Below are 26,296 nucleotides of genomic sequence, written 5' to 3' on the forward strand. Positions count from 1 at the left end.
GCGCGGATGCGACCGTGCCAAAATAGCCCATTGCGGCGATCTAGCTGACAGTCACCTTCCCATTTTTCGGCCACCTGCCGCGCATGTCGCTTTCCTAGGCGGCGGGCAGATGGCCCAAGTCCAGAAATCTCCATGTCCAGCTACAACGCTCCCTTCGAAATCCATGTCCATGGCGACGTGGTGCTGCGTGCCGATGTCACCTTCGAACAGCTGCAGGATGCGCTCAAGCCCCTGTGGAAATACGCCGGCGCCCGCTCGCTCGCCGATGGCGCGGCCAGCGCCTACGAGGACGAGCCCGGCATCGAGTTCGACACCAAGGAACATGTGCTGCACGTCTGCTGGACGGTCAACGGCGACGAGGACTTCCGCCAGAACCTCGACGAGATGTGCATGAGCCTCAACGAGCTGGCCGAGCAGGGCGCGGCCATCGAGGTGAGTTTTTACGACGCCGATTTCGACGACGAGGAAGAGCCCGACAACGCCGAGGCCCGTGACGACTTCGTGATGCTCTTCGTCGGCCCGACGCCGGCCGCCATCATGCAGGTGCAGCGCGACCTGCTGGTGGAGGACGTGGTCAACATGATGGAGCGCCATTTCGATGGCGCCGAGCTCGGCGGCGTGGTCGCCGAGATCGACAAGCTGTTCAGCGACCGCTTCGAGGCCCTGGTCAATTCGCTGGAGATCGGCAAGCCGCCGCGCGGCAGCGGCGGGGGCGGCCCGGCCGGTGGCCATGGCGGCGGACGCCGGCCGCGTCACCTGCACTGAGCCTTGTCCGCTCCTGCCAGAAGCGCCTCCCCGGAGGCGCTTTTTTCATGGGCGCCTCAGGCCGTGGCCACGCAGCGGGCGGGCAGGCCCAGCCAGCGTTCGGCGCCGGCATCGAGCAGACGCGGATCGCCGGTGCTCTCCATCTCGATGCCGCCCGCGCCGGCCGTGGCCAGCAGGCCGCGCTGCGCCAGCAGGTGGCGGGTGTGGCGGGCGACCGGCTCGCCGTTCTCGAGCAGCTGCACGGCAGCGCCGCCAAGCACTCGAAGCAGCGGCGCCTGTGCGAAGACGTAATGGGTGCAGCCCAGGACCAGGGTGTCGATCTGGCCGCTGCCCGGGCCAAAGCCGCCCATGGCGGCGAGGTATTCGCGGCAGAGCGCTTCGGTGGCGGCTTGCGAATGCGAGCCCGGCTCCAGCAGTTCGTCCTCGATCGCCTTGGCCAGGCCGTCGCAGGCCTGCACCACGACCTCGCCCTGTCCGGCCAGCGAGGCCACCAGGGCCGCGAACTTGGCACTGCCCACGGTGCCGCGGGTCCCGATCACACCGACACGGCCGGTGCGGGTTTGTGCCAGCGCAGGCTTGACGGCGGGCTCTACGCCGATCAGCGGCAGCTCGGGATGTTCGGCGCGCAGCAGGTGGATGGCGGCAGTGGTGGCCGTGTTGCAGGCGACCACCAGCGCCTTGATCGCCCGGCGGCTGCGCAGGCTTTCGATGACGGCGTGCGCCCGGGCGATGGCGTGGGCCTCGCCGCGTTCGCCGTAGGGGGCGAAGCCGCTGTCGGCGAGATAGACGAAGCGCTCGCCGGGCAGCTCCGCGCGCAGGGCGCGCAGCACGCTCAGGCCGCCGATGCCGCTGTCGAACACGCCGATGGGCGCCTCAGCGGACGGTGGCGGCCTGCGGTCCATCTCAGGCAGAGGCCAGCTCGATGCCCTTGAACTCGCCGGTGGCGATGCGCTTCTGCCACTCGGCCGGGCCGGTGATGTGGGCGCTGGTGCCGCCGGCATCGACGGCCACCGTCACCGGCATGTCGACCACGTCGAATTCGTAGATGGCTTCCATGCCCAGGTCGGCGAAGCCGACGACCTTGGCCTGCTTGATCGCCTTGCTGACCAGGTAGGCGGCGCCGCCCACGGCCATCAGGTAGGCGCTCTTGTGCTTCTTGATCGCCTCGATGGCGGCCGGGCCGCGCTCGGCCTTGCCTACCATGGCGATCAGGCCGGTGTCGGCCAGCATCATCTCGGTGAACTTGTCCATGCGGGTGGAGGTGGTGGGGCCGGCGGGGCCCACGGCCTCGTCGCGCACCGGGTCGACCGGGCCGACGTAGTAGATGACGCGGTTGGTGAAGTCCACCGGCAGCTTTTCGCCCTTGGCCAGCATGTCCTGGATGCGTTTGTGCGCGGCGTCGCGGCCGGTGAGCATCTTGCCGTTGAGCAGCAGGGTGTCGCCCGGCTTCCAGCTGGCGACTTCTTCCTTGGTGAGCGCGTTCAGGTCGACGCGGCGGCTCTTGTTGTAGTCGGGCGCCCAGTCGATCTTGGGCCACAGGTCCAGGGAGGGCGCTTCCAGGTAGGCCGGGCCGGAGCCGTCCATCACGAAGTGCGCATGGCGGGTGGCGGCGCAGTTGGGGATCATGGCGACCGGTTTGCTGGCCGCATGGGTGGGGTACATCTTGATCTTGATGTCCAGCACCGTGGTCAGGCCGCCCAGGCCCTGCGCGCCTATGCCCAGCGCGTTGACCTTCTCGTAGAGCTCCAGGCGCAGTTCCTCGACCTGGCTGAGCTTCTCGCCCTTCACAGCCTTCTCCTGCAGCTCGTACATGTCGATGTCGTCCATCAGGCTTTCCTTGGCCGACAGCACCGCCTTCTCGGCCGTGCCGCCGATGCCGATGCCCAGCATGCCCGGCGGGCACCAGCCGGCGCCCATGGTGGGCACGGTCTTGAGCACCCAGTCGACCAGCGAGTCGCTGGGGTTGAGCATGACCATCTTGCTCTTGTTCTCGCTGCCGCCGCCCTTGGCCGCGACGGTGATGTCGAGTTTGTCGCCCGGCACGATCTGGGTGAAGATCACCGCGGGGGTGTTGTCGCCGGTGTTCTTGCGGGCGAAATGCGGATCGGCCACGACCGAGGCGCGCAGCATGTTGTCGGCGTTGTTGTAGCCGCGGCGCACGCCTTCGTTGATGGCGTCCTCGAAGCCGGCGGAGAAGCCCTCCAGGCGCACGTCCATGCCGATCTTAACGAAGACGTTGACGATGCCGGTGTCCTGGCAGATCGGGCGCTGGCCGGTGGCGCTCATCTTGCTGTTGGTCAGGATCTGCGCGATCGCATCCTTGGCCGCCGGGCTCTGCTCGCGCTGGTAGGCGCGGGCGAGGTGGGCGATGAAGTCGGCCGGGTGGTAGTAGCTGATGTACTGCAGGGCGGCGGCAACGGACTCGATCAGGTCTTCCTGGCGGATGATGGTGGTCATGGCGGTGTGTCGTGGGGCGGGGGAGGGCGGATGGCTCTTCGGCCAAACCCGCGAATTATCCCCCGTCGCCGCCGCGCCTGCCGGTCAGGGGGCGGGTTTGGCCGTCCGGTAGCGCTTGTCGGTCAGGGTGCCGAGGAAGGCCACGACGGCATCGATGTCCTCCTCGCTCATGGCCGGCGCGGCGCCGGCCTTGCGGTTCATCGGGCTGGACTGGATGTTGACGTTGCCGCGCATGCCGGCCGGCAGGTCGTTGAACATCGGGCCCTTGCCGTAGAACTCCTGCGGTTTCGTCGAGCGGATCGCATAGAAACGCACCGCCTGCCGCAGCGAGTCGAAGACGCCGTTGTGCATGTAGCGGGTGCGCACGGCCACGTTGCGCAGGCTGGGGGTGCGGAAGTAGCCGCACCAGGAATCGGGCTCGGGCCAGTGGTGCGCCCTGGCGGTGGTGCAGAGGCCGAGGTCGTAATGGCGCGGGTCCGTGTTGGCCGGCAGCCGGGTGTTGCGCGGCACGCCGAGCGCTTCGTAGCCGAAGTCGGTGAACAGCGAGCGGGCCGGGTTGCTGGAGGTCTGGCTGACCAGGTGGCAGGAGGCGCAGTTGCCCTGGTCCGGGTTGCGGAAGATGGCCAGGCCCTTCATCTCCTGCGCTGTCAGCGCCTTGGTGTCGCCGCGCAGGAAGTCGTCGAAGCGGGAGTCGAAGGGCGCCAGTTCGTCGCTCTGCAGATAGGCCTCCACGCTGGCGCCGAAGGCCTGCACGGCGCGGCGCGGGTCGTCGAGCACGCCGGGGCCGTAGAGGGTCTCGAAGGCTTGCCGGTAGCCCACCGCGCGTAGGCGCGTCGCGGCGGCGGCTTCGGTGCCCAGGTTCATCTCGTGGCGCGCCAGCAGGGGCTCGCGGGACTGGGCGGCCAGGGTGTCGGCGCGGCCATCGAGCATCAGGCCGCCGAAGGGGGCGGGCTGGGTGGCGTCGTCGTCCTGGTAGAAGTAGAGCGGCGGGACGAACTTGGCGTAGGTCAGCGCGGGCGGGTTGCGAAAGCCCAGGCGGCTGCGGATGCTGCCGCTGGCCACACCGTCGCGTCCGCCATGGAAACCGGTGAAGCCGGTGTTGGCGTCATGGCAGCTCGCGCAGCTGGTGCCGCGCGGTTGCGAGAGGCGGTTGTCGGAGAACAGCTGCCGGCCCAGTGCGACCCGGGCCGGGTCGGGCGGCGCCAGGGGCCGGGCGGCGGCCACGACGGCGTTGTAGCGCGGCGTGTCGCCGATGTGTTCGACCAGGGTCTGCGCCCGCGCGGCGCCGGCGCCCAGGGCCAGCAGGAGCCAGGCGGCGACGGCGAAGCTGCGGACGCGGATCGATCTCACGAGGGTGCCAGGAAGCCCGTCTTGTCGCAGGCGATCTTGGAGCCGTTCGGCACGCAGGTGGTGAGCAGCACGCCGGTCTTGGTGTAGGCCTTGTAGAGCCACTGGCTGCCGCTGCGCTCCATCATCATGAAGCCGAAGGTGTTGGTGTGGGTGATCTTGTCCAGCACGGCGCCCGGGGCCGGGGTGGTGCCGGCGGGCAGCGGGTCGGGCAGGTTCACGTCCACGTTGTCGCCGCCGTTGCCGGTGACGAAGGTGGCGGGATGGTTGGTGCTGAAGCTGATCGCCTGGAAGTCGTGCACATGGCCGTGCAGCGCGATCTTCACGCCGTCCGGGTAGTAGGTGACCGGGTTCAGGGTCTTCATGACCGCCTGCAGGCCGGTGTTGCCCGGTGCGGGCGCGGCGCCGGCCAGCGGTGCGAAGGCCAGGATCGGGTGGTGGTTGGCGAACAGGGTGGTCTTGGTGGTGTCGGCGGCGATGGCGGCGACCTTGCGGAACTGGTCCTGGTAGATCGGGAACTTGTAGTCGGTGGTCGGCAGGCCGGCGGTGCCGACCTTGGCCGAGTCGAACAGCACGATCTGGGTGTCGCTGCCCAGCGCCACGGCGTAGGGGTCGCTGACGTTGCCGCCGTTGTCGTTGGCCGGGTCGTCGCAGCTCATGGCGGCGCTGAAGGGGCGCACGTCGAGGAAACGTGACCAGCCCTGGCCGGCGCGTGCGCACTCTTCGTGGTTGCCGCGGGTGACCACCCAGGGCGCGGCCGCCAGCAGCGGTGCGCCGGGGGTGAAGAAGTCGGCGGCCCAGGTGTCCCAGCCGTAGCCCCACGGGCTGTCCTTGCAGCCGGCGATGTCGGTGGGGCAGGCGTTTTCGCGGTAGTGGTAGTCGCCGATGTGCATCACCAGGTCAGGCTTCATCGAGGCGATGGTGGCGGCGATGGTGGCGAAGGGCCAGGCATTGGTGTCCAGGCAGGGCTGGTAGGCGTTGTCGGCCTTCTTCAGGCGGCAGCCGGTGTCGGCCAGTACGGCGATGCGCTGGGGCGCGGCCTTGGGCAGGGGCATGGCGCGTCCGCCGACGAAGACGTCGGTGGCGCTGGAGGCCAGCAGGGTTTCGCAGGCGGTGACGGCGAAGACAGAGGGTTTGGAATCGGCCGCGGCGCTGGCCGTGGGGCGCTGCGCCACGGTGGTGGCCGGGGCGCGCAGGGCCATGGTGCTGAAGGCGCCGTTGATGGCGATGCGGGGGCAGGTGCCGGCGGTGGTGATGGCCCGCACGATGACCTGGTTGTTGGCGCCGATCTCGGTCCACGCGGCCTGCACCTGTGCGTCGGTGGTGGTGGCGGGGGTGATCGGGTCGTTGCTGCCGCCGCAGGCGGCGATGGCCACGGCGGTCACGGCGAGGGCGAGGCCGGCCGCGATCTGGGCGCGGCGGCGGAGGCGGTGGGACATTGTCATGGGTGTGATTGTGGTTTTTGTCGAGATCGTGAAGCATCGTCACCAACAGTGACGGTTTCATGATCCCGGCCGCCAAACCGGCACCTGTGGCGAAAAGTCCCCGGCGGTCAGGGCCGCGCCGCCTCCTCGGCCGACAGCAGCGCCCATTCCTCGTCGGTGTAGAGCCGCGAGCGCGTCAGGAAACGCTCGCCGGTCGGCCCCTCCAGCGAGAACATGCCGCCGCGCCCCGGCACCACGTCGATGATCAGCTGCGTGTGCTGCCAGTACTCGAACTGCGGCCCGCTGATGTAGAAGGGCGCGCCGCCGATCTCGCCCAGCAGCCGGTCGTAGTCGCCGACGATGAACTCGCCCTGCGGATAGCACATGGGCGCGCTGCCATCGCAGCAGCCGCCGGACTGGTGGAACATCAGCGCGCCATGTTCGCGGCGCAGGCGCTCGATCAGCGCCAGCGCCGCGTCGGTGGGCGTCACGCGGGCAACCGTCGTCATGGCGGGGTTCAGAAGAAGCCCAGCTTGTTCTCGCTGTAGCTCACCAGCAGGTTCTTGGTCTGCTGGTAGTGGTCCAGCATCATCTTGTGGTTCTCGCGGCCGATGCCCGAGCTCTTGTAGCCGCCAAAGGCTGCGTGCGCAGGGTACTGGTGGTAGCAGTTGGTCCAGACACGGCCGGCCTGTATGCCCTTGCCCATGCGGAATGCCGTGTTCATGTCGCGGCTCCACACGCCTGCGCCCAGGCCGTAGAGGGTGTCGTTGGCGATCTCCAGCGCCTCGGCCTCGTCCTTGAAGGTGGTCACCGAGACAACGGGGCCGAAGATTTCCTCCTGGAAGATGCGCATCTTGTTGTGGCCCTTGAAGACGGTGGGCTTGACGTAGTAGCCGCCTTCGAGATCGCCGCCCAAGCGGTTGCGCTCGCCGCCGGCCAGCACCTGGGCGCCTTCCTGTTTGCCGATGTCGAGGTAGGACAGGATTTTTTCCAGCTGCTCGCTGGAAGCCTGCGCGCCGATCATGGTCGCCATGTCCAGCGGATTGCCCTGCGAGATCGCGTTCACGCGCTGCAGCGCACGCTCGATGAAGCGGTCGTAGATGCTTTCCTGAATCAGCACCCGCGACGGGCAGGTGCAGACCTCGCCCTGGTTCAGCGCGAACATGGCGAAGCCTTCCAGCGCCTTGTCGAAGAAGGCGTCGTCGGCCGACATCACGTCGGCGAAGAAGACGTTGGGCGACTTGCCGCCCAGCTCCAGCGTCACCGGGATCAGGTTCTGGCTGGCGTACTGCGAGATCAGCCGGCCGGTGGTGGTCTCGCCGGTGAAGGCGATCTTGCCGATGCGCTTGCTCGATGCCAGCGGCTTGCCCGCTTCCAGCCCGAAGCCGTTGACAACGTTGACCACGCCCGGCGGCAGCAGGTCGCCGATCAGCTCCATCAGCACCAGGATGGAGACCGGCGTCTGCTCGGCCGGCTTGATCACCACGCAGTTGCCGGCAGCCAGCGCCGGCGCGAGCTTCCACACCGCCATCAGGATCGGGAAGTTCCAGGGAATGATCTGGCCGACCACGCCGAGCGGCTCGTGGAAGTGGTAGGCGTAGGTGTCCTTGTCGATCTGGCTGATGCCGCCTTCCTGCGCCCGGATGCAGGCGGCGAAATAGCGGAAGTGGTCGACGGCCAGCGGCATGTCGGCATGGGTGGTCTCGCGGATCGGCTTGCCGTTGTCCCAGGTCTCGGCGGCGGCGAGCATGGGCAGGTTCTGCTCCATGCGCTCGGCGATGCGGTTGAGGATGTTGGCGCGTTCGGTGGGCGAGGTGCTGCCCCAGGCGGCCTTGGCCTGGTGGGCGGCGTCGAGCGCGAGTTCCACATCGGCGGCGCTGGAGCGTGCGATCTCGCAGAAGGGCTTGCCGGTGATCGGCGTGATGTTCTCGAAATAACGGCCGTCCACCGGCGCGACCCAGGCGCCGCCGATGAAGTTGTCGTAACGCTTCTTGAAATTCACCGACGTACCGAATTTGCCGGGCTCGAGCATGTCCATGTCTTGTTCTCCTTGAGGGCTGGATGTGGACGCCGCGGGCTTGCGGCGCATCCTCTGAACGGCAAGGCCCGGGCCAGCACGGATCGGGGCTTTCCCCAGTGCCTCCATCCGGGGCGGCGCGGCGGCGCCTTCGAGGCATGCGGGCTATCACCACATCTTCTTTCAGCTTTTGGTGAGATGCTGCTGTCGCGTTTTGCGATGAATGGCGAAAATCCGTCGCAGACCCGCGTCGCGTCCTGCGACATCCAGGGGCACAGGAGACAGGCATGAGCTTTCAGGCATCGACATCGCCGGTGGTCGAACGGGCGCGGCAGATGTTCTTCGGCGACGGGATGGATCCCGGCACGGAGCTGGCGCCGTACATCCTGCGCTCATGGCAGCGCTGCCGGGCTTTGCCCAGCCCCTGGGACAGCCGCGATCCGCTGCAGGGCGCCGAACTGCTGGACCGGCGCGAGGCCGCGGCCTGGCTGCGGCAGTGCGCGCAGCCGGAACTCGACGCGCTGTCCGAACATGTGCTGGGCCAGGGCTGCGTGGTCATCCTCTCGGATGCCAGCGGGCTGATCCTGGACGAGATCGGCAGCCCGGATTTCCTGCCCAAGGCCCAGCGGGTGGCGCTGGCACCGGGCGTGGACTGGTCCGAAGCGGCACGCGGCACCAATGCCATCGGCACCGTGCTGCGCGAACGCGATGCGCTGACGGTGCTGGGCGGCGAGCACTACCTGACGCAAAACGGCATCCTGGGCTGCGCCGCCGCGCCGGTCTTCGACGAGCAGGGCGAGTTGCAGGGGGTGCTCGACATCTCCGGCGAATCGGTCCAGGTGGACCGCCATGCGCTGGGGCTGGTGCGCCTGGCCGCGGCGCAGCTGGAGCACCGCATGATGAGCCGCCGCAGCACCGGCCAGCTGCTGCGCTTCCACCGGCGTCCCGGGCTGCTGGACACGCCGCGCGAAGGGCTGCTGTCGGTGCAGGACGGCGTGATCGTGGGCGCCAACCGTGTCGCGCTCGGACTGCTCGGCATGGACTGGCGCCAGGCCCTGGGCCAGGAGGCCAGCCGCATCTTCGGTGACCGCTGGCGGCGGCTGCAGGCCCGGCCGGGGCTGGTGGCATCGGCCGACGGGCAGCAATGGGCGGTCAGCGTGGAGCCGGCGGCAGGCAGCGGCGCCGGGCGCACTGTCGCGACGGTGCAGCTGGCCGCTGGCGAGGCGGCGGAACCGGCCGATGCCACCGAAGCCCTGCTGGGCCGCGCCGTGCGGGTGATGGCCAGCGGCATTGCGATCCTGGTGTCCGGCGAGACGGGCAGCGGCAAGGATGTCTTCGTGCGCCGCCTGCACCAGCACGGCCGGCGTGCAGCAGGGCCGCTGGTGGCCGTCAACTGCGCCGCCCTGCCGGAGAACCTGATCGAGGCCGAACTCTTCGGCTACGAGGACGGCGCCTTCACCGGTGCCCGCCGCCGCGGCATGCCGGGCCGCTTGCGCGAGGCCCACGGCGGGCTGCTGTTTCTCGACGAGATCGGCGACATGCCGCTGTCCCTGCAGAGCCGGCTGCTGCGAGTGCTGGAAGACCGCCTGGTGCGGCCGCTGGGCGGCTCGCGGGATTTCCTGGTCGATTTCGACCTGGTCTGTGCCACCCACCACGATCTGCAGGCGCTGGTGCAGGCGGGGCGCTTCCGCCAGGACCTGCTCTACCGGCTGCAGGGCTATGCCGTGACCGTGCCGCCTCTGCGCGAGCGCGGCGACCGGCGGCGGCTGCTGCAGGCGCTGTTCGAGCAAGCGGGCGCCCGTGCCCGGGGCCTGCGCCTGACGCCCGCGGCCCTGGACGCGCTGGAGCACCGCGCCTGGCCCGGCAACATCCGCGAAGCGCTGGGTGTGCTGCGCAGCCTGGTCGCGTTGGCCGACGACGGCGCGCTGCTCGATGCCGCCGATGTGGCCATGCCCGGTGCGCCGCATCCGTCCGTCGCGCCGGCCATGACGCCGGCCATGGCGCCCGAGCCGGCGGGCGGTCTGGCCGCCATCACCGACCATGCGGTCGAACAGGCGCTGCAGGCCTGCGGCGGCCAGGCATCGGCGGCCGCGCAGCGCCTCGGTGTGCACCGCAGCACCGTCTATCGCTACCTGTCGCGCAAACGCGGCAGGCAGGCCTAGGGCAGGGTGCTCAGCGCTTGCTGCTGCGGCGGCGCACCACGCATCCCATCAGGCCCAGGCCGGCCAGCAGCATGGCGTAGCTCTCGGGCTCCGGCACGGCGGCCACCGAGATCAGCGTGGTGTAGGCCGAGCTGCCCGCGCTGGTGCCGGTGACCACCAGTGTGTAGTCGCTCAGCGAAGACAGGCTCACGGTCGCGCCGCTGACGGTATTGGAGTAGATGCCGTTGCCCAGGTTGACCAGGCTGGTGCTGGAGCTGCTGAAGATCGCCGTCAGGCCGGACAGCGCTGAGGCGGAGGTGAAGGTGCCCGCGTACAGCGAGATCGAGCTCAGGGTGACGCCGTAGGAGCCGAAGGTCACCGCCGACGAGACGAAGGCCGTGCCGTCGTTGGCGCCGACGCTGAAGTTGTAGAGATCGGAAAAGCTGCCGCTGCTGGTGCTGCTGCCGGTGGTGGTCGTGCCCGACACGGTTCCCAGATCGACCGTCGCGGCCTCGGCCAGGGAAGAGCCCAGAGAAAGCACCAGGGCGCCGGCAAGGCAGAGCTTTTTGAAAATGGGTCGCATGATTTTCTTTCCGGAAAATTGGAGATATTGAGAAACAGTCTGAAGTGAATATCACATGTCGATGCCGGGCTCTCAATAGGCCGGAGGAACCAAATATTGATAATCAGTATCTTCTTGGTTTTATTTGAATTTCTTGCTGGTGTATTTTTGTCGCCAGAAAATATCCAATGTATCGATCCTGATAGTTGACGGCGATGTCTTGGCGGTGTTCAAGCAGCCGCGTCGCGGCCGCCGCCGAACCCGGAGCCCGCGTTGCCGAGGTTTACGCATGTGGCATCCTGTGCCACCATGTATCCGGGAGCCATGAACGCCTTCGACCAACTTCTTTCACAGCTCGCCGTATCGATGCGTTCGGACAGCCCCACGACGGCTGCCATGGAGGTCGCCTTCGAAGCCAAGTCCACGCTGGACAAGGAGTTCGGCGCCGGCAACCGCCGCTCGCTGTCCATGACCCGGCTGATGCTGCGCCTCAACCAGCCGCTGGAGCGCCGCAAGCGGGTGGACACCATCTACCGCATCGCCGAGCTGCTCCAGGCCACCTCCAACGACATCCGCCGTAGCGAGGGCAAACCTGCGAGCGCGCGCGGCGTCGAGTTTTTCGACAGCCTGCCCAACACGGATTCGACCGAGGGCGCCTGACTGGCGCAGGGGCGCTTTCGGCCCTGATGGCGATGCGCCTTCCTGCAGCGGATTAAGCTCGCAGGCTGCCGCGGACAAGCCGCCGCCAGTTCACGGCCATTTCATCGACCATCCCAAACGACAAGGGCAGAGAACCGTGGAATTCCGTACTGAACGAGACACCTTCGGACCGATCGAGGTCCCCGCCGCCAAGCTGTGGGGCGCGCAGACCCAGCGCTCGCTGCAGAACTTCGACATCTCCGGCGAACGCCAGCCCGCCGAGATCATCAAGGCGCTGGCCCAGGTCAAGCGCGCATCGGCGGTGGTCAACCAGAAGCTGGGACTGCAGGACGAACAGAAGACCCAGGCGATCGTCGCCGCGGCCGACGAGGTCATCGCGGGCCAGCATCCTGACGAGTTCCCGCTGGTGGTCTGGCAGACCGGCTCGGGCACCCAGACGAACATGAACGTCAACGAGGTGCTGGCCAACCGCGCCAGCGAGCTGCTGGGCGGCGAGCGCGGCGAGTCGCGCAAGGTGCATCCCAACGACGACGTCAACCGCAGCCAGTCGAGCAACGACGTGTTCCCCACCGCCATGCATGTGGCCGCCGTCGAATCGCTCACCCACCGCCTGCTGCCGGCCATCGCCAAGCTGCGCGCCACGCTGGAGCAGAAGGCCAAGGACTTCGACGGCATCGTCAAGATCGGCCGCACCCACCTGCAGGACGCCACGCCGCTGACCCTGGGCCAGGAAATCTCCGGCTGGGCCGCGCAGCTGGCCCACGGCGAGAAGCATGTGCGCGACACCCTGGGCCACCTCTGCGAACTGGCGCTCGGCGGCACGGCGGTCGGCACCGGCCTGAACGCACCCAAGGGTTACGCGGAAGGCGTGGCGGCCGAGATCGCCAGGCTGACCGGCCTGCCTTTCGTCACCGCGCCGAGCAAGTTCGAGGCGCTGGCCTCGGTCGATGGCCTGGTCTTCGCCCACGGCGCGCTCAAGACCCTGGCCGCCAGCATGATGAAGATCGCCAACGACGTGCGCTGGCTCTCCAGCGGCCCGCGCAGCGGCATCGGCGAGCTGAGCATTCCGGAGAACGAACCGGGCTCCTCGATCATGCCCGGCAAGGTCAACCCGACCCAGAGCGAGGCGGTGACCATGCTGGCCGCCCAGGTCTTCGGCAACGACGTGGCGATCAACTTCGGCGGCGCCTCGGGCAACTTCGAGCTGAACGTGTTCCGCCCGATGGTGGCGCACAACTTCCTGCAGAGCGTGCGCCTGCTGGCCGACGGCATGGTGAGCTTCAACGACCACTGCGCGGTCGGCATCGAGCCCAACCGCGACCGCATCGCCGAATTGGTGTCGCGCTCGCTGATGCTGGTGACGGCGCTCAACACCCACATCGGCTACGACAAGGCGGCCTACATCGCCAAGAAGGCGCACAAGGAAGGCAGCAGCCTGCGCGAGGCGGCGGTGGCGTCCGGCCACCTGACGGGCGAGCAGTTCGACCAGTGGGTCGTCGCCGCCGACATGGTCGGGAAATAGGGCTCGCCCCCAGGCTTCGCGCACTGCTTGCGCTTCGCCAACCCCCTACCGGGGGCGATACCGGCGGTCCGGCAAAGCCGGCCCCGCGGTATCCCGCGAAAAGGCCTGGCGGCCTCAGTGGCCGCCGGCGCCGCCACCCTGGTTGGGATGGCTCATCAGCCGGTCGGTGAAGGCGATGGCCATGGCCGACAGCAGGAAGGCGATGTGGATCACCGTCTGCGCGATCAGCACCCGGTCGGTGTAGTTGTCGGCGTTGATGAAGGTCTTGAGCAGGTGGATGGAACTGATGCCGATGATCGACAGGCCCAGCTTCACCTTCAGCACCGAAGCGTTCACATGGCTCAGCCACTCGGGCTGGTCGCGCTGGCCTTCGAGGCCCAGGCGGCTGACGAAGGTCTCGTAGCCGCCGACGATCACCATGATCAGCAGGTTGGAGATCATCACCACGTCGATCAGCGCCAGCACCACCAGCATGATCACCGTCTCGTTGAGCGAGGTGGGCGCCACATCGACCTTGTAGCCGATGCTGGTGACCAGCTTCTCCAGCGCCTCGTGGCTGCCGAAGGCGGCTTCCACCAGGTGGGTGAGCTCCACCAGGAAATGCACCACGTAGACCATCTGCGCCACGATCAGGCCCAGATAGAGCGGCAGCTGCAGCCAGCGGCTGGCGAAGATCAGGGCGGGCAGGGGGCGCAGGGGCGAGGCAGGGCGTTTCACCGGATCGGTCATGGAGGCCGGCCGAGAGGCCGTGATGTAGGGCGGATGTTGCAATTCTAGGGGCGGCATATGACCGCCTCTGCAAGAATCGACCGGCATTGCGGGCCCATGCGGTCAGAGACACGTAAGTGCAGCTGGTCACAGTGCGGCCGCATAACGAAACTGTTCAGGAGACTTGAAAGTGAACGCCGTGCCTTCCTCCATCGAATCCGTCCTGGTCGAGAACCGGGTCTTCCCGCCGCCGCCGCAAGCCGTTCAGGGCGCGCGCATCGGCAGCATGGCGGCCTACCAGCAACTGGTGGACGAAGCCAGGGCCGATCCCGACGCCTTCTGGGCCCGGCTGGCCCGCGAGAACCTGGCCTGGACCAAACCCTTCAGCAAGACGCTCGACGAATCGAAGGCACCCTTCTTCGAATGGTTCGCCGACGGTGAGCTCAACGCCTCGGCCAACTGCCTGGATCGCCACATGGGCACGCCGGTGGAACACAAGACGGCCATCGTCTTCGAATCCGACGACGGCAAGGTCACCCGCCTGACCTATCGCGAGCTGCTGACACGTGTGGCCCGTTTCGCCAACGCCCTCAAGGCGCAGGGCATCCAGAAGGGTGACCGCGTGGTGCTCTACATGCCGATGGGCATCGAGGGTGTCGTCGCGATGCAGGCCTGCGCGCGGCTGGGCGCCACGCACAGCGTGGTCTTCGGCGGCTTCTCGGCCAAGGCGCTGCAGGAACGCATCGTGGACGTGGGCGCGGTGGCGGTCATCACCGCCAACTTCCAGATGCGCGGCGGCAAGGAGCTGCCGCTCAAGGCCATCGTCGATGAAGCCCTGGCCATGGGCGGCTGCGAGGCGGTGAAGACGGTGCTGGTCTATGAACGCACCGCCAGCGCCTGGCCGCGTGTCGAAGGCCGCGACAAGACCTTCGCGGAGGCGCTGCAGGGCGTTTCCGACGACTGCCCGCCGGTGCCGGTGGGCGCGGAACACCCGCTCTTCATCCTCTACACCTCCGGCTCCACCGGCAAGCCCAAGGGCGTGCAGCATGCCACCGGCGGCTACCTGCTGTGGGCGAAGCTGACGATGGACTGGACCTTCGACCTGCGCCCCGAAGACGTCTTCTGGTGCACCGCCGACATCGGCTGGATCACCGGCCACAGCTACGTGGCCTACGGCCCGCTGGCCGCCGGTGCCACGCAGCTGGTGTTCGAGGGCGTGCCCACCTTCCCGGACGCCGGCCGCTTCTGGAAAATGATCCAGGACCACAAGGTCAGCATCTTCTACACCGCGCCCACGGCGATCCGCTCGCTGATCAAGGCAGCCGAGGCCGACGGGAAGGTGCATCCCGACCGCTACGACCTGACTTCGCTGCGCCTGCTGGGCTCGGTCGGCGAGCCGATCAATCCCGAGGCCTGGATGTGGTTCCACCGCCATATCGGCGGCGAGCGCTGCCCCATCGTGGACACCTTCTGGCAGACCGAGACCGGCGGCCACGTCATCACGCCGCTGCCGGGCGCCACGCCGCTGGTGCCGGGCTCCTGCACGCTGCCGCTGCCGGGCATCGACGCGGCCATCGTCGACGAGACCGGCAACGAGATGCCCAACGGCGCGGGCGGCATGCTGGTGATCCGCCGGCCCTGGCCTTCGATGATCCGCACGATCTGGAACGATCCGGAGCGCTTCAAGAAGAGCTATTTCCCGCCGGAGCTGGGCGGCAGCGTGTACCTGGCCGGCGACGGCGCGGTGCGCAGCGCCGACCGGGGCTATTTCCGCATCACCGGCCGCATCGACGATGTGCTGAACGTGTCGGGCCACCGCATGGGCACGATGGAGATCGAGTCGGCACTGGTCTCCAAGACCGATCTGGTGGCCGAGGCGGCTGTCGTCGGCCGGCCGGACGACATGACCGGCGAGGCGATCTGCGCCTTCGTGGTCCTGAAGCGCGCCCGCCCCACCGGCGACGAGGCCAAGGCGATTGCCAAGGAGCTGCGCGACTGGGTGGCCCGCGAGATCGGCCCGATCGCCAAGCCGCGCGACATCCGCTTCGGCGAGAACCTGCCCAAGACCCGCAGCGGCAAGATCATGCGGCGCCTGCTGCGCAGCATCGCCAAGGGTGAGGCGATCACGCAGGACACCTCCACGCTCGAAAATCCGCAGATCCTTGCCCAGCTCGGCGAAGCCTATTGACGGGAGCGGCCTACAGGCAGCCGGCTGGCTTCGGGCCAGAATCGCGTTTTGTGTTTTTCGCAGGACAAGAATTCCATGGCTCGAACCATTTCCTTGCTCGTCATCGCCCTGGTGATCGCGCTGCTGGCGGCGCTCAACTGGACGACACTCGCCACGCCCACGCTGGTCTCGCTGGGCGTGACCTCCGTCACTGCGCCGCTCGGCCTGCTCATGCTGGGCCTGACGGTGGTGCTGGCGATCTTCTTCGTGGCCTATGTGCTGGCCCTGCAGGGCTCGGTGCTGATGGAGAACCGCCGCCACAACCGCGAGATGCAGACCCAGCGCGACCTGGCCGACAAGGCCGAGGCTTCGCGCCTGGCGGAGATGCGGGCCTTCCTCGATGCCCAGCTGCAGCAGCAGGCGCTCGATGCACGGGTGGCCCGCGACGGCCTGCTGGCGCGCATCGACCGGCTGGAAAAGGCGGTGGAGTTGCGCCTGGAGCAGTCCGACAACAGCACGGCCGCCTATCTGGGGCAGATCGAGGACCGCCTCGGCCGCACCGGCCCGCTCTGAGCCGCTTCAGTGCGGCAGGCCCAGGATCCAGCCGGCCAGCTGCTTCGCATCGGCTTCGCTGACCTGGGGGTTGGCCGGCATAGGCACCGGCCCCCAGACGCCGCCGCCGCCCTGGCGGATCTTCCTGGCCAGCACATCGGCCATCCCCTTCTGCCCCGCGTACTTGGCGGCGACCGCCTTGAAGGCCGGCCCCACCACCTTGCGTTCCACCGTGTGGCAGGCCATGCAATTGCGCTGGCGGGCCAGCGTTTCGTCGGCCCGCGCGGCGGGCGCGGCGATGGCCAGCAGCAAGGCGATGGCGGAGCAGGGCAGGAGAGGGCTTTTCATCGCGGTAAAGTGCAGAAATCTAGTTGGGAGACCCCATGATTTTTCTCGGGATCGGCATCGTGCTGCTGGCGCTCAAATGGCTGGAGATCGGCCCGGTGGCGCAATGGAGCTGGCTGGTGGTGCTGGCTCCATTCGCCCTGGCAGCCGCCTGGTGGGTCTATTCTGACTGGTCGGGCCTGACCGCGCGCCGCCAGGCCGAGCGCGATGAAGCGCGCAAGAAGGCCCGGGTCGACAAGCAGCGCGACATGCTGCGCAACGGCCGGCGCCGCTGAGAAAGGCGCCCGCACCGGGCCGGCGGGGCGCCTGTCGATCGCTGGATCAGAAGTCGTCCAGCACCGCGCCCTTGCTGGCGCTCGATGCGTTGTGGAAGAACTTGGCCTGCACGCCGCGGTTGTAGCGCGGCGCCGGCGCCTTCCAGTTGGCACGGCGCTTGGCGAGTTCCGCCTCCGGTACGTTCACTTCCAGCAGCTGGGCATGCGCGTCGATGGTGATGGCATCGCCTTCCTCCACCAGCGCGATATTGCCGCCGGCCGCGGCCTCGGGCGCCACATGGCCGACCACCATGCCCCAGGTGCCGCCGGAGAAGCGGCCGTCGGTGATCAGGCCCACGCTTTCGCCCAGGCCCGCACCGATCAGCGCGCCGGTGGGCGCCAGCATTTCCGGCATGCCCGGGCCGCCCTTGGGGCCCAGGTAGCGCAGCACCATCACGTCGCCCGCCACGATCTTGCCGGCCAGGATGGCCTGCAGGGCGGATTGCTCGTCGTCGAACACCCGGGCCGGGCCGGTCATCACCGGGTTCTTCAGGCCGGTGATCTTGGCGACCGCGCCCTCGGGGCTGAGGTTGCCCTTGAGGATGGCCAGGTGGCCCTGCTCGTACATGGGGTTGTCGATGCCGCGGATCACGTCCTGGTCGGCGCGCGGCACGTCCGGCACGTCGGCCAGCACCTCGGCGATGGTCTGGCCGCTGATGGTGATGCAGTCGCCGTGCAGCAGGCCGGCCTTCAGCAGCACCTTCATGACCTGCGGGATGCCGCCGGCGCGGTGCAGGTCCACCGCCAGGTACCTGCCCGAGGGCTTCAGGTCGCAGAGCACCGGCACCTTCTTGCGCATGCGCTCGAAGTCGTCGATGGTCCACTCCACGCCGGCCGCATGGGCGATGGCCAGGAAGTGCAGCACCGCGTTGGTCGAGCCGCCGGTGGCCATGATGACGGCCACGGCGTTCTCGATCGCCTTCTTGGTGACGATGTCGCGCGGCTTGATGTCCTTCTTGATCGCCTCGATCAGCACCTTGGCCGACTCCTTGGCCGAGTTGGCCTTCTCGTCGTGCGGATTGGCCATGGTGGAGGAGTAGGGCAGGGAGATGCCCAGCGCCTCGAAGGCCGAACTCATGGTGTTGGCGGTGTACATGCCGCCGCAGGAGCCGGTGCCGGGGATGGCATGCATCTCGATGTTGCGCAGCTCCTCGTCGCTCATGTTGCCGGCGGCGTTCTGGCCCACCGCCTCGAAGACGCTGACGATGTTCAGGTCCTGGCCCTTCCAGCGGCCCGGCAGGATGGTGCCGCCGTACACATAGATGGCCGGCACGTTGGCGCGCAGCATGCCCATCAGGCCGCCGGGCATGTTCTTGTCGCAGCCGCCGACGACGAGCACGCCGTCCATCCACTGGCCGCCTACGCAGGTCTCGATGCAGTCGCTGATGACTTCGCGGCTGACCAGGCTGTACTTCATGCCCTCGGTGCCCATGGCCATGCCGTCGGAGATCGTCGGCGTGCCGAAGACCTGCGCGTTGCCGCCGGCTTCCTCGATGCCGGCGATGGCCGCGTCGGCCAGCTTCTGCAGGCCGGAGTTGCAGGGCGTGATGGTGCTGTGGCCGTTGGCCACCCCGACCATCGGTTTCTTGAAGTCGCTCTCTTGATAGCCCATGGCGTAGAACATGGAGCGGTTGGGAGCGCGCGACTTGCCTTCGGTGATGTTGGCGCTGCGCAGGGTCTTCTCGGTCATCGTGGAGCCTCTTTGCTTTTTGGACTGCGGCAGTATGCGCCTGCGGATCGATAGGTTCCAATCCGAATTGGATGGCGTATTGATATGCTGGGTGTATGAATCCAAAGCCCGCTCCCAGCATTGACCTGCGTGCCTGGCGGCAATTCGTCGCCGTGGCCGAGGAGCTGCATTTCGGCCGTGCCGCGGCGCGGCTGCACATGACCCAGCCGCCGCTGACCCAGGCCATCGCCCAGCTCGAACGGCTGCTGCAGGTGCCGCTGTTCCACCGCACCAGCCGCAAGGTGGCGCTGGCGCCGGCCGGCGAGGCGCTGCTGCCGGAAGTACGTGAGCTGCTGGCGCGTGCCCAGGCGCTGCCGGAGCGGGCCCGCGCCGCCGCCGACGGCCACACAGGACGCCTGCGGCTGGGCTTTGTCTCCACCGTCGGCTTCGAGCTGCTGCCGCGCTGGGTGCGCAGCTTCCGGGAGCTCAGGCCGCAGGTGGCGATGGAACTGGTGGAGGCGACCAGCGATGTCCAGCTGCAAAGCCTGGCCCAGGACGAGCTCGACGCCGGCCTGATGCTGCACGCGCCGGGCCAGGCGCCGGGCCAGCTGCAGTCATTGCGCATCGCCACCGAGCCGCTGGTGCTGGCGCTGCCCGCCGACCATGCCCTGGCGGCCGGGCCGCAGCCGGATTGGGAGGCGGTGCTGCAGCAGGCGCTGGTGAGTTTTCCGCGCCGCATCCTGCCTTCGGTGCACGACGCGGTGATGCGGCTCTACCAGGAGGCCGGCCGGCTGCCGCCGGTGGTGCAGGAGGCGATCCAGATGCAGACCATCGTCAACCTGGTCTCCGCCGGCATCGGCGTGGCCTGGGTGCCGGAGAGCGTCACGCGTTTCCGGCGCGACGGCGTGGTCTATCGCCGCATGGCGCACGCCGGGCTGCCCGAGTGCGAGACCAGCCTGGTCTGGCCGCCCGGCCAGGTCCATCCGGCGCTGGCGGCTTTCATCGATTTCGTCGGCCACAATACCGCCCCATGCTGATGTATCCCACGATCGACCCGGTTGCGCTCAGCGTCGGGCCCCTGTCCATCCACTGGTACGGCCTGACCTACCTGGCTGCCTTCGCCCTGTTCCTGTTCCTGGGCGTGCGCCGCCTGCGGCACGAACCCTATGCCTCGATGAGCGGCCCGCGCGCCTGGAGCCGCAAGGATGTCGAGGACGTGCTCTTCCTCGGCGTGCTCGGCGTGGTGCTGGGCGGGCGTATCGGCTACTGCCTTTTCTACAAGCCCGGCTTCTACCTGAGCCATCCGCTGGACATCTTCTACGTCTGGCAGGGCGGCATGAGTTTTCACGGCGGGTTGATCGGCGTGATCCTTTCCATGGTGTGGTTCGCCCGCTCGCGCAAGCGCTCCTGGGTGGAGGTGGCCGACTTCGTCGCGCCCTGCGTGCCCACCGGTTTGGCGGCCGGGCGGGTCGGCAACTTCATCAATGGCGAACTGTGGGGGCGCTTCTGCGATCCGTCGCTGCCCTGGGGCATGGTCTTCCCGCAAAGCGGCTCGATGGCGCCGCGCCATCCCTCGCAGGTCTACCAGTTCCTGCTGGAAGGGCTGCTGCTCTTCGTGCTGCTCTGGCTGTATGCGCGGCGGCCGCGCCGGCTGGGCGAGGTGTCGGGCGCCTTCCTGCTGGGTTACGGCGTGCTGCGCTTCACCGCCGAATTCTTCCGCGAGCCGGACAGCTTCCTCGGCCTGCTGCCGCTGGGCATGAGCATGGGCCAGTGGCTGTGCCTGCCGATGATCCTGGGCGGCATCGCTTTCCTGGTCTGGGCACGCCGCCGGCAGCCGGGCTCGCCAGTGCCGCAACAGGCCGTGGCCGGACGCTGACGCGGCCTGAAAAACGCGTGAATGCGGCGCATTCCCAGCGGGGGAAAATTGGAAAAAACCCTTGCCTGACCAGACCTAAGCGCGTTTTTCTTCAAGCAATTTCGAATACTTGCGCCACGAAGCCCCAAAGTCCGTTGCTTATCTGCATGTCACTGGGTGTTTCTTGAATTCTTTTGTGTAACATGGTCCCAACGGCACATGCCAAAAGCAGTTCATGGAAGAGGGTCAGTCCAAAGTCATCGACGTTCGTATGCTGCGAAAGGGCATGTTCATCCAACTCGACCTGGGCTGGATGGACCACCCCTTTCCGCTCAGCAGCTTCAAGGTGACGACCGACGAACAGGTCCAGACCATCCTGGCGCTGGGCCTGCAGACGATCCGCTACTACCCCGAGCGCAGCGATGTCGAGGTCGAGGCGGACGTGAACACCGAGCGCGGCGGCACGCAGCGCCAGGGTGAACTCGAGGGCGGCTCCCCCGCATCCCCCTTTCTCGACGCCACCCAGCGCCGCGCCCGCGACAACGCCCAGCACGCCCGCACCCTGCTGCACTGCGAACGCCGCTTCACCGATGCCTCGCGGCGCTTTCGCACCGTCGTCGACAGCGTGCAGCACAGCCCCAAGCTGGCCCATGAAGAGGCGGCCGCGCTGGTCACCTCCTGCGTGGACGATCTGCTGGCCCAGGGCGACTCGGTCATCAGCCTGCTGTCCGAGAGCGTGGGCGAGCGCAGCGCCCAGCATCCGGTCAATGTGATGGTGCTCTGCCTGCTGCTGGGCCGGGCGCTGGAGCTGCCGCGCGAAACCCTGGCCTCGCTGGGCCTGGCGGCGCTGCTGCACGACATCGGCAAGCAGGAGCTGCCGCTGCGCTACCGCATGGTCGACGAGAGTTTCTCCAGCTCCGAATACCGCATCTACCAGGACCACGTCGCCCGCGGCGTGGCCATCGCCCGCCGCATGGGCCTGGCGCCCGAAGCCGTGGCCGCCATCGCCCAGCACCACGAGATGCTGGACGGCAGCGGCTTTCCGGCCAAGCTGCAGGGCCCGCAGATCCACACCTCCGGCAAGATCCTGGCGCTGGTCAACCGCTACGACAACTTCTGCAACCCGCCGCGCAGCGCGCTGGCGCTGACGCCGCACGAGGCTCTGTCGGTGATCTTCGCGCAGATGAAGCCGCGCTTCGATCCCACGGTGCTCGGCGCCTTCATCCGCATGATGGGTGTGTACCCGCCGGGCTCGGTGGTGCAGCTGGGCAACGACCGTTATGCGATCGTGGTGTCGGTCAATTCGAGCCGGCCGCTGCGGCCGCGGGTGCTGGTGCACGATCCGGCGGTGGCCCGGGTCGATGCCGGCGTGCTCGACCTGGAAACCGCGCCCGAGCTGGGCATACGCCGCAGCTTGAAGCCGGCCCAGCTGCCCAAGGCCTCGCTCGACTACCTGTCGCCGCGCAGCCGCATCTGTTATTTCTTCGAGCGCGCGGTGGACCCGTCGATCACGGGAGCGGCGGCGTGAATCGGGCTGCTTCGGCAGCTTGGATGGACGGGCTCCTCGAAGCCGTCTGGATCGTTCAAGGCACCGGCTGCCATGTACGCGCGGCCAATGCCGCGGCGGCACGGCTGCTGGACCGCACGGTGCAGTCCATGCTGGGCTGCGCGATCACCGATTTCTTCGGCGAGCCGGAGGACGCGTTCTACTGGCAGGGCGCCGTCGCCGACCCCGAAGCCCGCCTGCAGTCGCGCACCCGGCTGCTGCGGCCGGACGGTACGGTGCTGCATGTGGAGCGTCGCATCAGCCGCATCGACGGCGACCCGGCCGATGGCGGCCCGGCCTGGCTGGTCGGCGTGGTCGACCTGACCCAGCAGCAGCAGAGCGAGGACGAACTCGAACGGCTGCTGGCCGAGTCCCGCGCCACCCTGGAATCCACCGCCGACGGCATGCTGGTCTGCGGGCTCGACGGCCGCATCCGCGCCTTCAACCGCCGTTTCGCCCAGATCTGGAACGTGCCCAAGGACATGCTGGTGCGGCGCGACGACGCGGCGGTGCACCAGCTGCTGGCCGACCAGCTCACCGATCCCGACAGCTATCGCGGCCGGCTCACCGAAATCCTCGCCGAACTCGACCAGAGCGCCAGCGACCTGATGCTGCTGCGCGGCGGCCGTGTGGTGCAGCGCCTGTCGCTGCCGCAGTTCAGCCGCGGCCGGGTGATCGGCCGGGTGTTCTCCTACCAGGACATCACCGAACGCATCTCGGCCGAGCAGGGCCTGCGGCTGGCCGCCCGGGTCTTCGAATGCAGCCCCGAGGCCGTCTTCGTGGCCGATGCCGAGCACCGCATCGTCACCGCCAACCCGGCCTGCTGCCGCCTCACCCGCCATCCGCTGGAACGGCTGACCGGCAGCAGCGCCTCCGACCTGTTCGAGGACCACGACGCCGGCCGGCTCTTCACCGATGTGCTGGCCGCCTGGGAAGGCGCGGGCGTGTGGGAAGGCGAGGTCTGGCACCGGCGCGGCGACGGCAGCATCTGCCCGGTGCGCCTGTCCTGGGTGGTGCTGCGCGATGGCGACGGCGCGATCTCGCAGACCATCGGCTTCTTCCGCGACCTCTCCGGCCAGCGCGAGGCGCAGCGCCGTATCGAGGAACTGGCCTTCAGCGACGCCCTGACCGGCCTGCCCAACCGCCTGCTGCTGGCGCGCCGGGTGGACCGCCAGCTCGCGCCCAGCCGGCGCGACAAGCAGCCCTTCGCCATGCTGTTCCTGGACCTGGACCGGTTCAAGAACATCAACGACTCCATGGGCCACCAGTTCGGCGACCGGGTGCTGGTGAAGGTGGCCGAGCGCGTCAAGGCCTGCCTGCGGCCTTCGGACACCTTGTGCCGCATGGGCGGCGACGAATTCGTGGTGCATCTGCACGATGCCGATGCGCTGTCAGCCGAGGGCGTGGCGCAGCGCATCCTGCAGTCCCTGGCCCTGCCCTTCCTGCTGGAGGACATGCGTTTCTCGGTCAGCGTGAGCATCGGCATCTCGCTCTATCCGCAGGACGGCAGCACGCTCGACGACCTGGTGCGCCATGCCGACACGGCCATGTTCCGCGTCAAGGAGCATGGCCGGGGCAACTACCGCTTCTACCAGCCGGAGATGAATGTGGACCTGCGTGCCCGCATCTCGCTGGAGCACGCCATGCGCGAAGCCCTGGCGCGGCGCCGCTTCGTGCTGCACTACCAGCCGCAGGTGCATCTGCAGACCGGCGCGCTGGTCGGCGTGGAGGCCTTGATCCGCTGGTTCGATGACGAGCGCGGCAACGTGCCGCCATCGGCCTTCATCCCTTTGGCTGAGGAGTCGGGCTTCATCGTGCAGATCGGTGCCTGGGTGCTGGAGGAAGCGGTGCGCCAGGCGGCGGCCTGGGAGCGTGCCGGCTCGGCGGTGATGGTGTCGGTGAACGTCTCGCCGCTGCAGTTCCGGCAGGCCGATTTCGTGGACCGGGTGGCCGCGGCGATCCGGGTGGCGGGGGTGTCGCCCGAGCTGATCGAGCTGGAGCTGACCGAGTCGATCCTGGTGCAGGACGCCAACGAGGCGCTGCAGCGGCTGCACGAACTGGTGCGGGTGGGGGTGCGGCTGGCCATCGACGACTTTGGCACCGGCTATTCCAGCCTGGCCTATCTGAAGAAGTTTCCGATCCATCGGGTGAAGATCGACCAGTCCTTCGTGCGCGGGCTGCCGGACGATGCCAACGACCATGCGATCGTGACTGCGATGCTGGCGATGGCGCGGGCCTTGCGGTTCGATACCGTCGCCGAGGGGGTTGAGACTGCTGCTCAGCGGGATTGCCTGCTGGCGCTGGGGTGTGCCAATTTTCAGGGCTTTCTTTGTGCGCCTGGGTTGCCTTCCAGCCAGATCGGGGATCGGATGTTGGTGGGGGAGGCCTTCATGCCGGAGCTTAGCGCTTAGGTTTTTGTCTCCTTGGCGGAGGGGGGTCTCCCTGCGGAGGGCGGGGCTGGGGCTGCGCGCCCCAGACCGCGCTCACTTTCTTTGCTTCGCCAAAGAAAGTAAGCAAAGAAAGGCGACCCGGCTGCGGGAGTCCCCCTCCTGCGGAGGGGGCACGCTGCGGTGCTCGCAAAAGCGGGGTCCACGACAACTCGCTTCGCTCAAACAGGTCGTGGCCCTGATCCGCTTTTGCTGCGCTCCTCACTCACCCGCAGACGGGACCCGGGAGCGGGGGCAGCGGCTGCTTCGCAGCGCAACGGGCCGTCGCTTCGCTCGGCCTCTGATTGAACACCAGCCCTAATTTGGCGCCGCATTTCAGCGTGGGCCGAGCGCAGCGAAGGCCCGTTGCGCTGCGAAGCAGCCGCTGTCCCCGTATCCGGGTCCCGTGAGCCCGAGAGCGAGGAACGGAGCAAAGGCGGATCAGGGCCACGACCTGTTTGAGCGAAGCGAGTTGTCGTGGACCCCGCCTTTGCGAGTACCGCAGCGGTGCCCGAAGGGCCTCGGGTGTCGGGTCGCCTTTCTTTGCTTACTTTCTTTGGCGAAGCAAAGAAAGTAAGCGCGGTCTGGGGCGCGCAGCCCCAGCTCCGCCCTCCGCAGGGAGAACCACCCCTCCGCCAAGGAGACAAACCAACCCAAGCGCAGGGCAAAAAACTCAGTTGGCGTAATCCCGATCCACCCACCGGATCTTGTCGATCTCAGCCAACACCTCACCAGACAGCTTGACCTGAAAAGCATCGATATCCTCATCGAGCTGAGCAAGAGAAGTCACCCCGATGATGGTGCTGGCCACCTGCCATTTGGTATAGCAGAACGCCAGCGCCAGCTGAGTAGGCGTAAGACCATGGTCCCGCGCCAGCGCGTTGTAGCGCAGGGCCGAGGCATAGGCTTCGGCACGCCCCCAGCGCTGCTTGCGCACCGACTCGAAGCGCGCGATGCGCCCATCGGCCGGCGCATCCGGCCCGCTGGTCCCCGACTGGTCGTACTTGCCCGTCAGAAGCCCGAAGCCCAGCGGCGAATAGGCCAGCAGCGACACCCCCAGCCGGTGCAGCGTCTCGTCCAGCGCGTTCTCCAGCCCGCGCGCGATCAGGCAATACACGTTCTGCACCGTGGCGACCCGCGGCAGGCCGTGCTGCTCGGCCAGCCGCACGAACTCGTGCACGCCGTAGGGCGTCTCGTTGGACAGCCCGATGGCCCGCACCTTGCCCGCCTTCACCAGACGCTCCAGCGCCTGCAGCTGATCGTGGATGGGCGTCTGCGAAGTCTCCTTGGACGGGTCGTAATACAGCCCGCCGAACATCGGCACATGGCGCTCCGGCCAGTGGATCTGGTAGAGGTCGATGACATCCGTCTGCAGCCGGCGCAGGCTGGCGTTGCAGGAGGCCTCGATGTCGGCCGGCGTCATGCCCAGGCCCTCGCGCACCCAGTGCATGCCGCGCGAGGGACCGGCCACCTTGGTGGCCAGCACCACCTGCTGGCGGCGCTGCGGCTGGGCGGCGAACCAGTGGCCGATGATGGTTTCGGTGGAGCCGTAGGTTTCGGCGCGGGTCGGCACCGAATACATCTCGGCGGTGTCGATGAAATTGATGCCGCGCTCGACCGCCCGGTCGAGGATCTGGTGGGCCTCGGCCTGCGCGACCTGTTCGCCGAAGGTCATGGTGCCGAGGCAGATGGGGGTGACGCGCAGGTCGCTTTGTCCGAGGGTGACGTGGTTCATGTGCAGAATCGGCGAGAAAAGGGAGGCGGGTGGATGGAAAATCCAGCGCCGATTACAGCAGCTTCGGCCGCTGCGCGCTTCCTG

22 protein-coding genes are annotated in these 26,296 nt (G+C 68.0%); 11 read left to right on the top strand and 11 right to left on the bottom strand.

What is annotated here, in order from left to right; translation table 11 throughout:
* Window positions 1–132 precede the first annotated feature (132 nt).
* Entirely contained in the window at window positions 133–765 is a 633-nt protein-coding gene (locus tag GT347_RS23510) for a DUF6806 family protein (RefSeq protein ID WP_160554495.1), read from the top strand.
* A gap of 56 nt (window positions 766–821) precedes the next feature.
* Here the strand turns inward: GT347_RS23510 and murI are convergent, their stop codons facing one another.
* The 6 genes from murI to adh form a co-directional block, all read right to left on the bottom strand.
* Complete coding sequence (gene murI, locus GT347_RS23515) at window positions 822–1,667, bottom strand: glutamate racemase (protein WP_160554496.1); 846 nt, start codon at window positions 1,665–1,667, stop codon at window positions 822–824.
* 1 nt (window position 1,668) lies between these two features.
* Window positions 1,669–3,222 carry a fumarate hydratase gene (locus GT347_RS23520; RefSeq protein WP_160554497.1) on the bottom strand — a complete coding sequence of 518 codons (1,554 nt, stop codon included), beginning with the start codon at window positions 3,220–3,222 and terminating at the stop codon, window positions 1,669–1,671.
* An 84-nt stretch (window positions 3,223–3,306) separates the two neighbouring features.
* Window positions 3,307–4,527 carry a cytochrome-c peroxidase gene (locus GT347_RS23525; protein ID WP_407704172.1) on the bottom strand — a complete coding sequence of 407 codons (1,221 nt, stop codon included), beginning with the start codon at window positions 4,525–4,527 and terminating at the stop codon, window positions 3,307–3,309.
* Between the two features lie 41 nt (window positions 4,528–4,568).
* Complete coding sequence (locus tag GT347_RS23530; protein ID WP_160554498.1) at window positions 4,569–6,008, bottom strand: metallophosphoesterase family protein; 1,440 nt, start codon at window positions 6,006–6,008, stop codon at window positions 4,569–4,571.
* 113 nt (window positions 6,009–6,121) lie between these two features.
* Entirely contained in the window at window positions 6,122–6,502 is a 381-nt protein-coding gene (locus GT347_RS23535) for a DUF779 domain-containing protein (RefSeq protein ID WP_160554499.1), read from the bottom strand.
* 8 nt (window positions 6,503–6,510) lie between these two features.
* Window positions 6,511–8,031, bottom strand: a complete 1,521-nt coding sequence (adh, locus tag GT347_RS23540) for an aldehyde dehydrogenase (RefSeq protein ID WP_160554500.1) — start codon at window positions 8,029–8,031, stop codon at window positions 6,511–6,513.
* 266 nt (window positions 8,032–8,297) lie between these two features.
* Here adh and GT347_RS23545 point away from each other — a divergent pair, with 266 nt between their 5' ends.
* Window positions 8,298–10,172, top strand: a complete 1,875-nt coding sequence (locus GT347_RS23545; RefSeq protein ID WP_160554501.1) for a sigma-54-dependent Fis family transcriptional regulator — start codon at window positions 8,298–8,300, stop codon at window positions 10,170–10,172.
* 10 nt (window positions 10,173–10,182) lie between these two features.
* Here GT347_RS23545 and GT347_RS23550 read toward each other — a convergent pair whose 3' ends face one another.
* A complete protein-coding gene (locus tag GT347_RS23550) occupies window positions 10,183–10,734 on the bottom strand; it encodes an FxDxF family PEP-CTERM protein (RefSeq protein ID WP_160554502.1) in 552 nt (183 codons plus the stop codon).
* Window positions 10,735–11,037: 303 nt separating this feature from the next.
* Here GT347_RS23550 and GT347_RS23555 point away from each other — a divergent pair, with 303 nt between their 5' ends.
* Window positions 11,038–11,373: a hypothetical protein gene (locus tag GT347_RS23555; protein WP_160554503.1), complete on the top strand. Its 336-nt coding sequence runs from the start codon at window positions 11,038–11,040 to the stop codon at window positions 11,371–11,373.
* A 136-nt stretch (window positions 11,374–11,509) separates the two neighbouring features.
* Window positions 11,510–12,895, top strand: coding sequence for a class II fumarate hydratase (gene fumC / locus GT347_RS23560; protein ID WP_160554504.1), 1,386 nt, complete (start codon window positions 11,510–11,512; stop codon window positions 12,893–12,895).
* A gap of 114 nt (window positions 12,896–13,009) precedes the next feature.
* Here the strand turns inward: fumC and GT347_RS23565 are convergent, their stop codons facing one another.
* A complete protein-coding gene (locus GT347_RS23565) occupies window positions 13,010–13,624 on the bottom strand; it encodes a YqhA family protein (protein WP_160554505.1) in 615 nt (204 codons plus the stop codon).
* 169 nt (window positions 13,625–13,793) lie between these two features.
* On the opposite strand from GT347_RS23565, the gene acs reads away from it, so the two are divergent.
* Together acs and GT347_RS23575 are read left to right on the top strand one after the other, a co-directional pair.
* A complete protein-coding gene (gene acs, locus GT347_RS23570) occupies window positions 13,794–15,791 on the top strand; it encodes an acetate--CoA ligase (protein ID WP_160554506.1) in 1,998 nt (665 codons plus the stop codon).
* Between the two features lie 75 nt (window positions 15,792–15,866).
* Complete coding sequence (locus GT347_RS23575; protein ID WP_160554507.1) at window positions 15,867–16,343, top strand: LapA family protein; 477 nt, start codon at window positions 15,867–15,869, stop codon at window positions 16,341–16,343.
* A gap of 6 nt (window positions 16,344–16,349) precedes the next feature.
* On the opposite strand, the gene GT347_RS23580 is transcribed toward GT347_RS23575, so the two are convergent.
* Complete coding sequence (locus tag GT347_RS23580; RefSeq protein WP_160554508.1) at window positions 16,350–16,670, bottom strand: c-type cytochrome; 321 nt, start codon at window positions 16,668–16,670, stop codon at window positions 16,350–16,352.
* 35 nt (window positions 16,671–16,705) lie between these two features.
* On the opposite strand from GT347_RS23580, the gene GT347_RS23585 reads away from it, so the two are divergent.
* The gene (locus tag GT347_RS23585; RefSeq protein WP_160554509.1) at window positions 16,706–16,942 is read left to right on the top strand and encodes a TIGR04438 family Trp-rich protein; all 237 of its coding nucleotides are present in this window, start codon (window positions 16,706–16,708) and stop codon (window positions 16,940–16,942) included.
* A gap of 46 nt (window positions 16,943–16,988) precedes the next feature.
* On the opposite strand, the gene ilvD is transcribed toward GT347_RS23585, so the two are convergent.
* The gene (gene ilvD / locus GT347_RS23590) at window positions 16,989–18,671 is read right to left on the bottom strand and encodes a dihydroxy-acid dehydratase (protein ID WP_160554510.1); all 1,683 of its coding nucleotides are present in this window, start codon (window positions 18,669–18,671) and stop codon (window positions 16,989–16,991) included.
* A 95-nt stretch (window positions 18,672–18,766) separates the two neighbouring features.
* On the opposite strand from ilvD, the gene GT347_RS23595 reads away from it, so the two are divergent.
* The 4 genes from GT347_RS23595 to GT347_RS23610 all read left to right on the top strand — a co-directional run bounded on the left by GT347_RS23595 (window position 18,767) and on the right by GT347_RS23610 (window position 24,462).
* Complete coding sequence (locus GT347_RS23595; protein ID WP_160554511.1) at window positions 18,767–19,687, top strand: LysR family transcriptional regulator; 921 nt, start codon at window positions 18,767–18,769, stop codon at window positions 19,685–19,687.
* Window positions 19,681–20,526, top strand: a complete 846-nt coding sequence (gene lgt, locus GT347_RS23600; RefSeq protein WP_160554512.1) for a prolipoprotein diacylglyceryl transferase — start codon at window positions 19,681–19,683, stop codon at window positions 20,524–20,526. The genes GT347_RS23595 and lgt overlap by 7 nt, the downstream gene beginning before the upstream one ends.
* A gap of 265 nt (window positions 20,527–20,791) precedes the next feature.
* On the top strand, window positions 20,792–22,033 hold the full coding sequence (locus tag GT347_RS23605) for an HD-GYP domain-containing protein (protein WP_229722451.1): 1,242 nt from the start codon (window positions 20,792–20,794) through the stop codon (window positions 22,031–22,033).
* 23 nt (window positions 22,034–22,056) lie between these two features.
* Window positions 22,057–24,462: a sensor domain-containing protein gene (locus tag GT347_RS23610; protein ID WP_160554514.1), complete on the top strand. Its 2,406-nt coding sequence runs from the start codon at window positions 22,057–22,059 to the stop codon at window positions 24,460–24,462.
* Between the two features lie 688 nt (window positions 24,463–25,150).
* Here GT347_RS23610 and GT347_RS23615 read toward each other — a convergent pair.
* Window positions 25,151–26,212: an aldo/keto reductase gene (locus tag GT347_RS23615; RefSeq protein ID WP_160554515.1), complete on the bottom strand. Its 1,062-nt coding sequence runs from the start codon at window positions 26,210–26,212 to the stop codon at window positions 25,151–25,153.
* Between the last annotated feature and the right edge of the window lie 84 nt (window positions 26,213–26,296).

The sequence above is a fragment of the Xylophilus rhododendri genome (assembly GCF_009906855.1).
GTDB classification, from domain to species: domain Bacteria; phylum Pseudomonadota; class Gammaproteobacteria; order Burkholderiales; family Burkholderiaceae_C; genus Xylophilus; species Xylophilus rhododendri.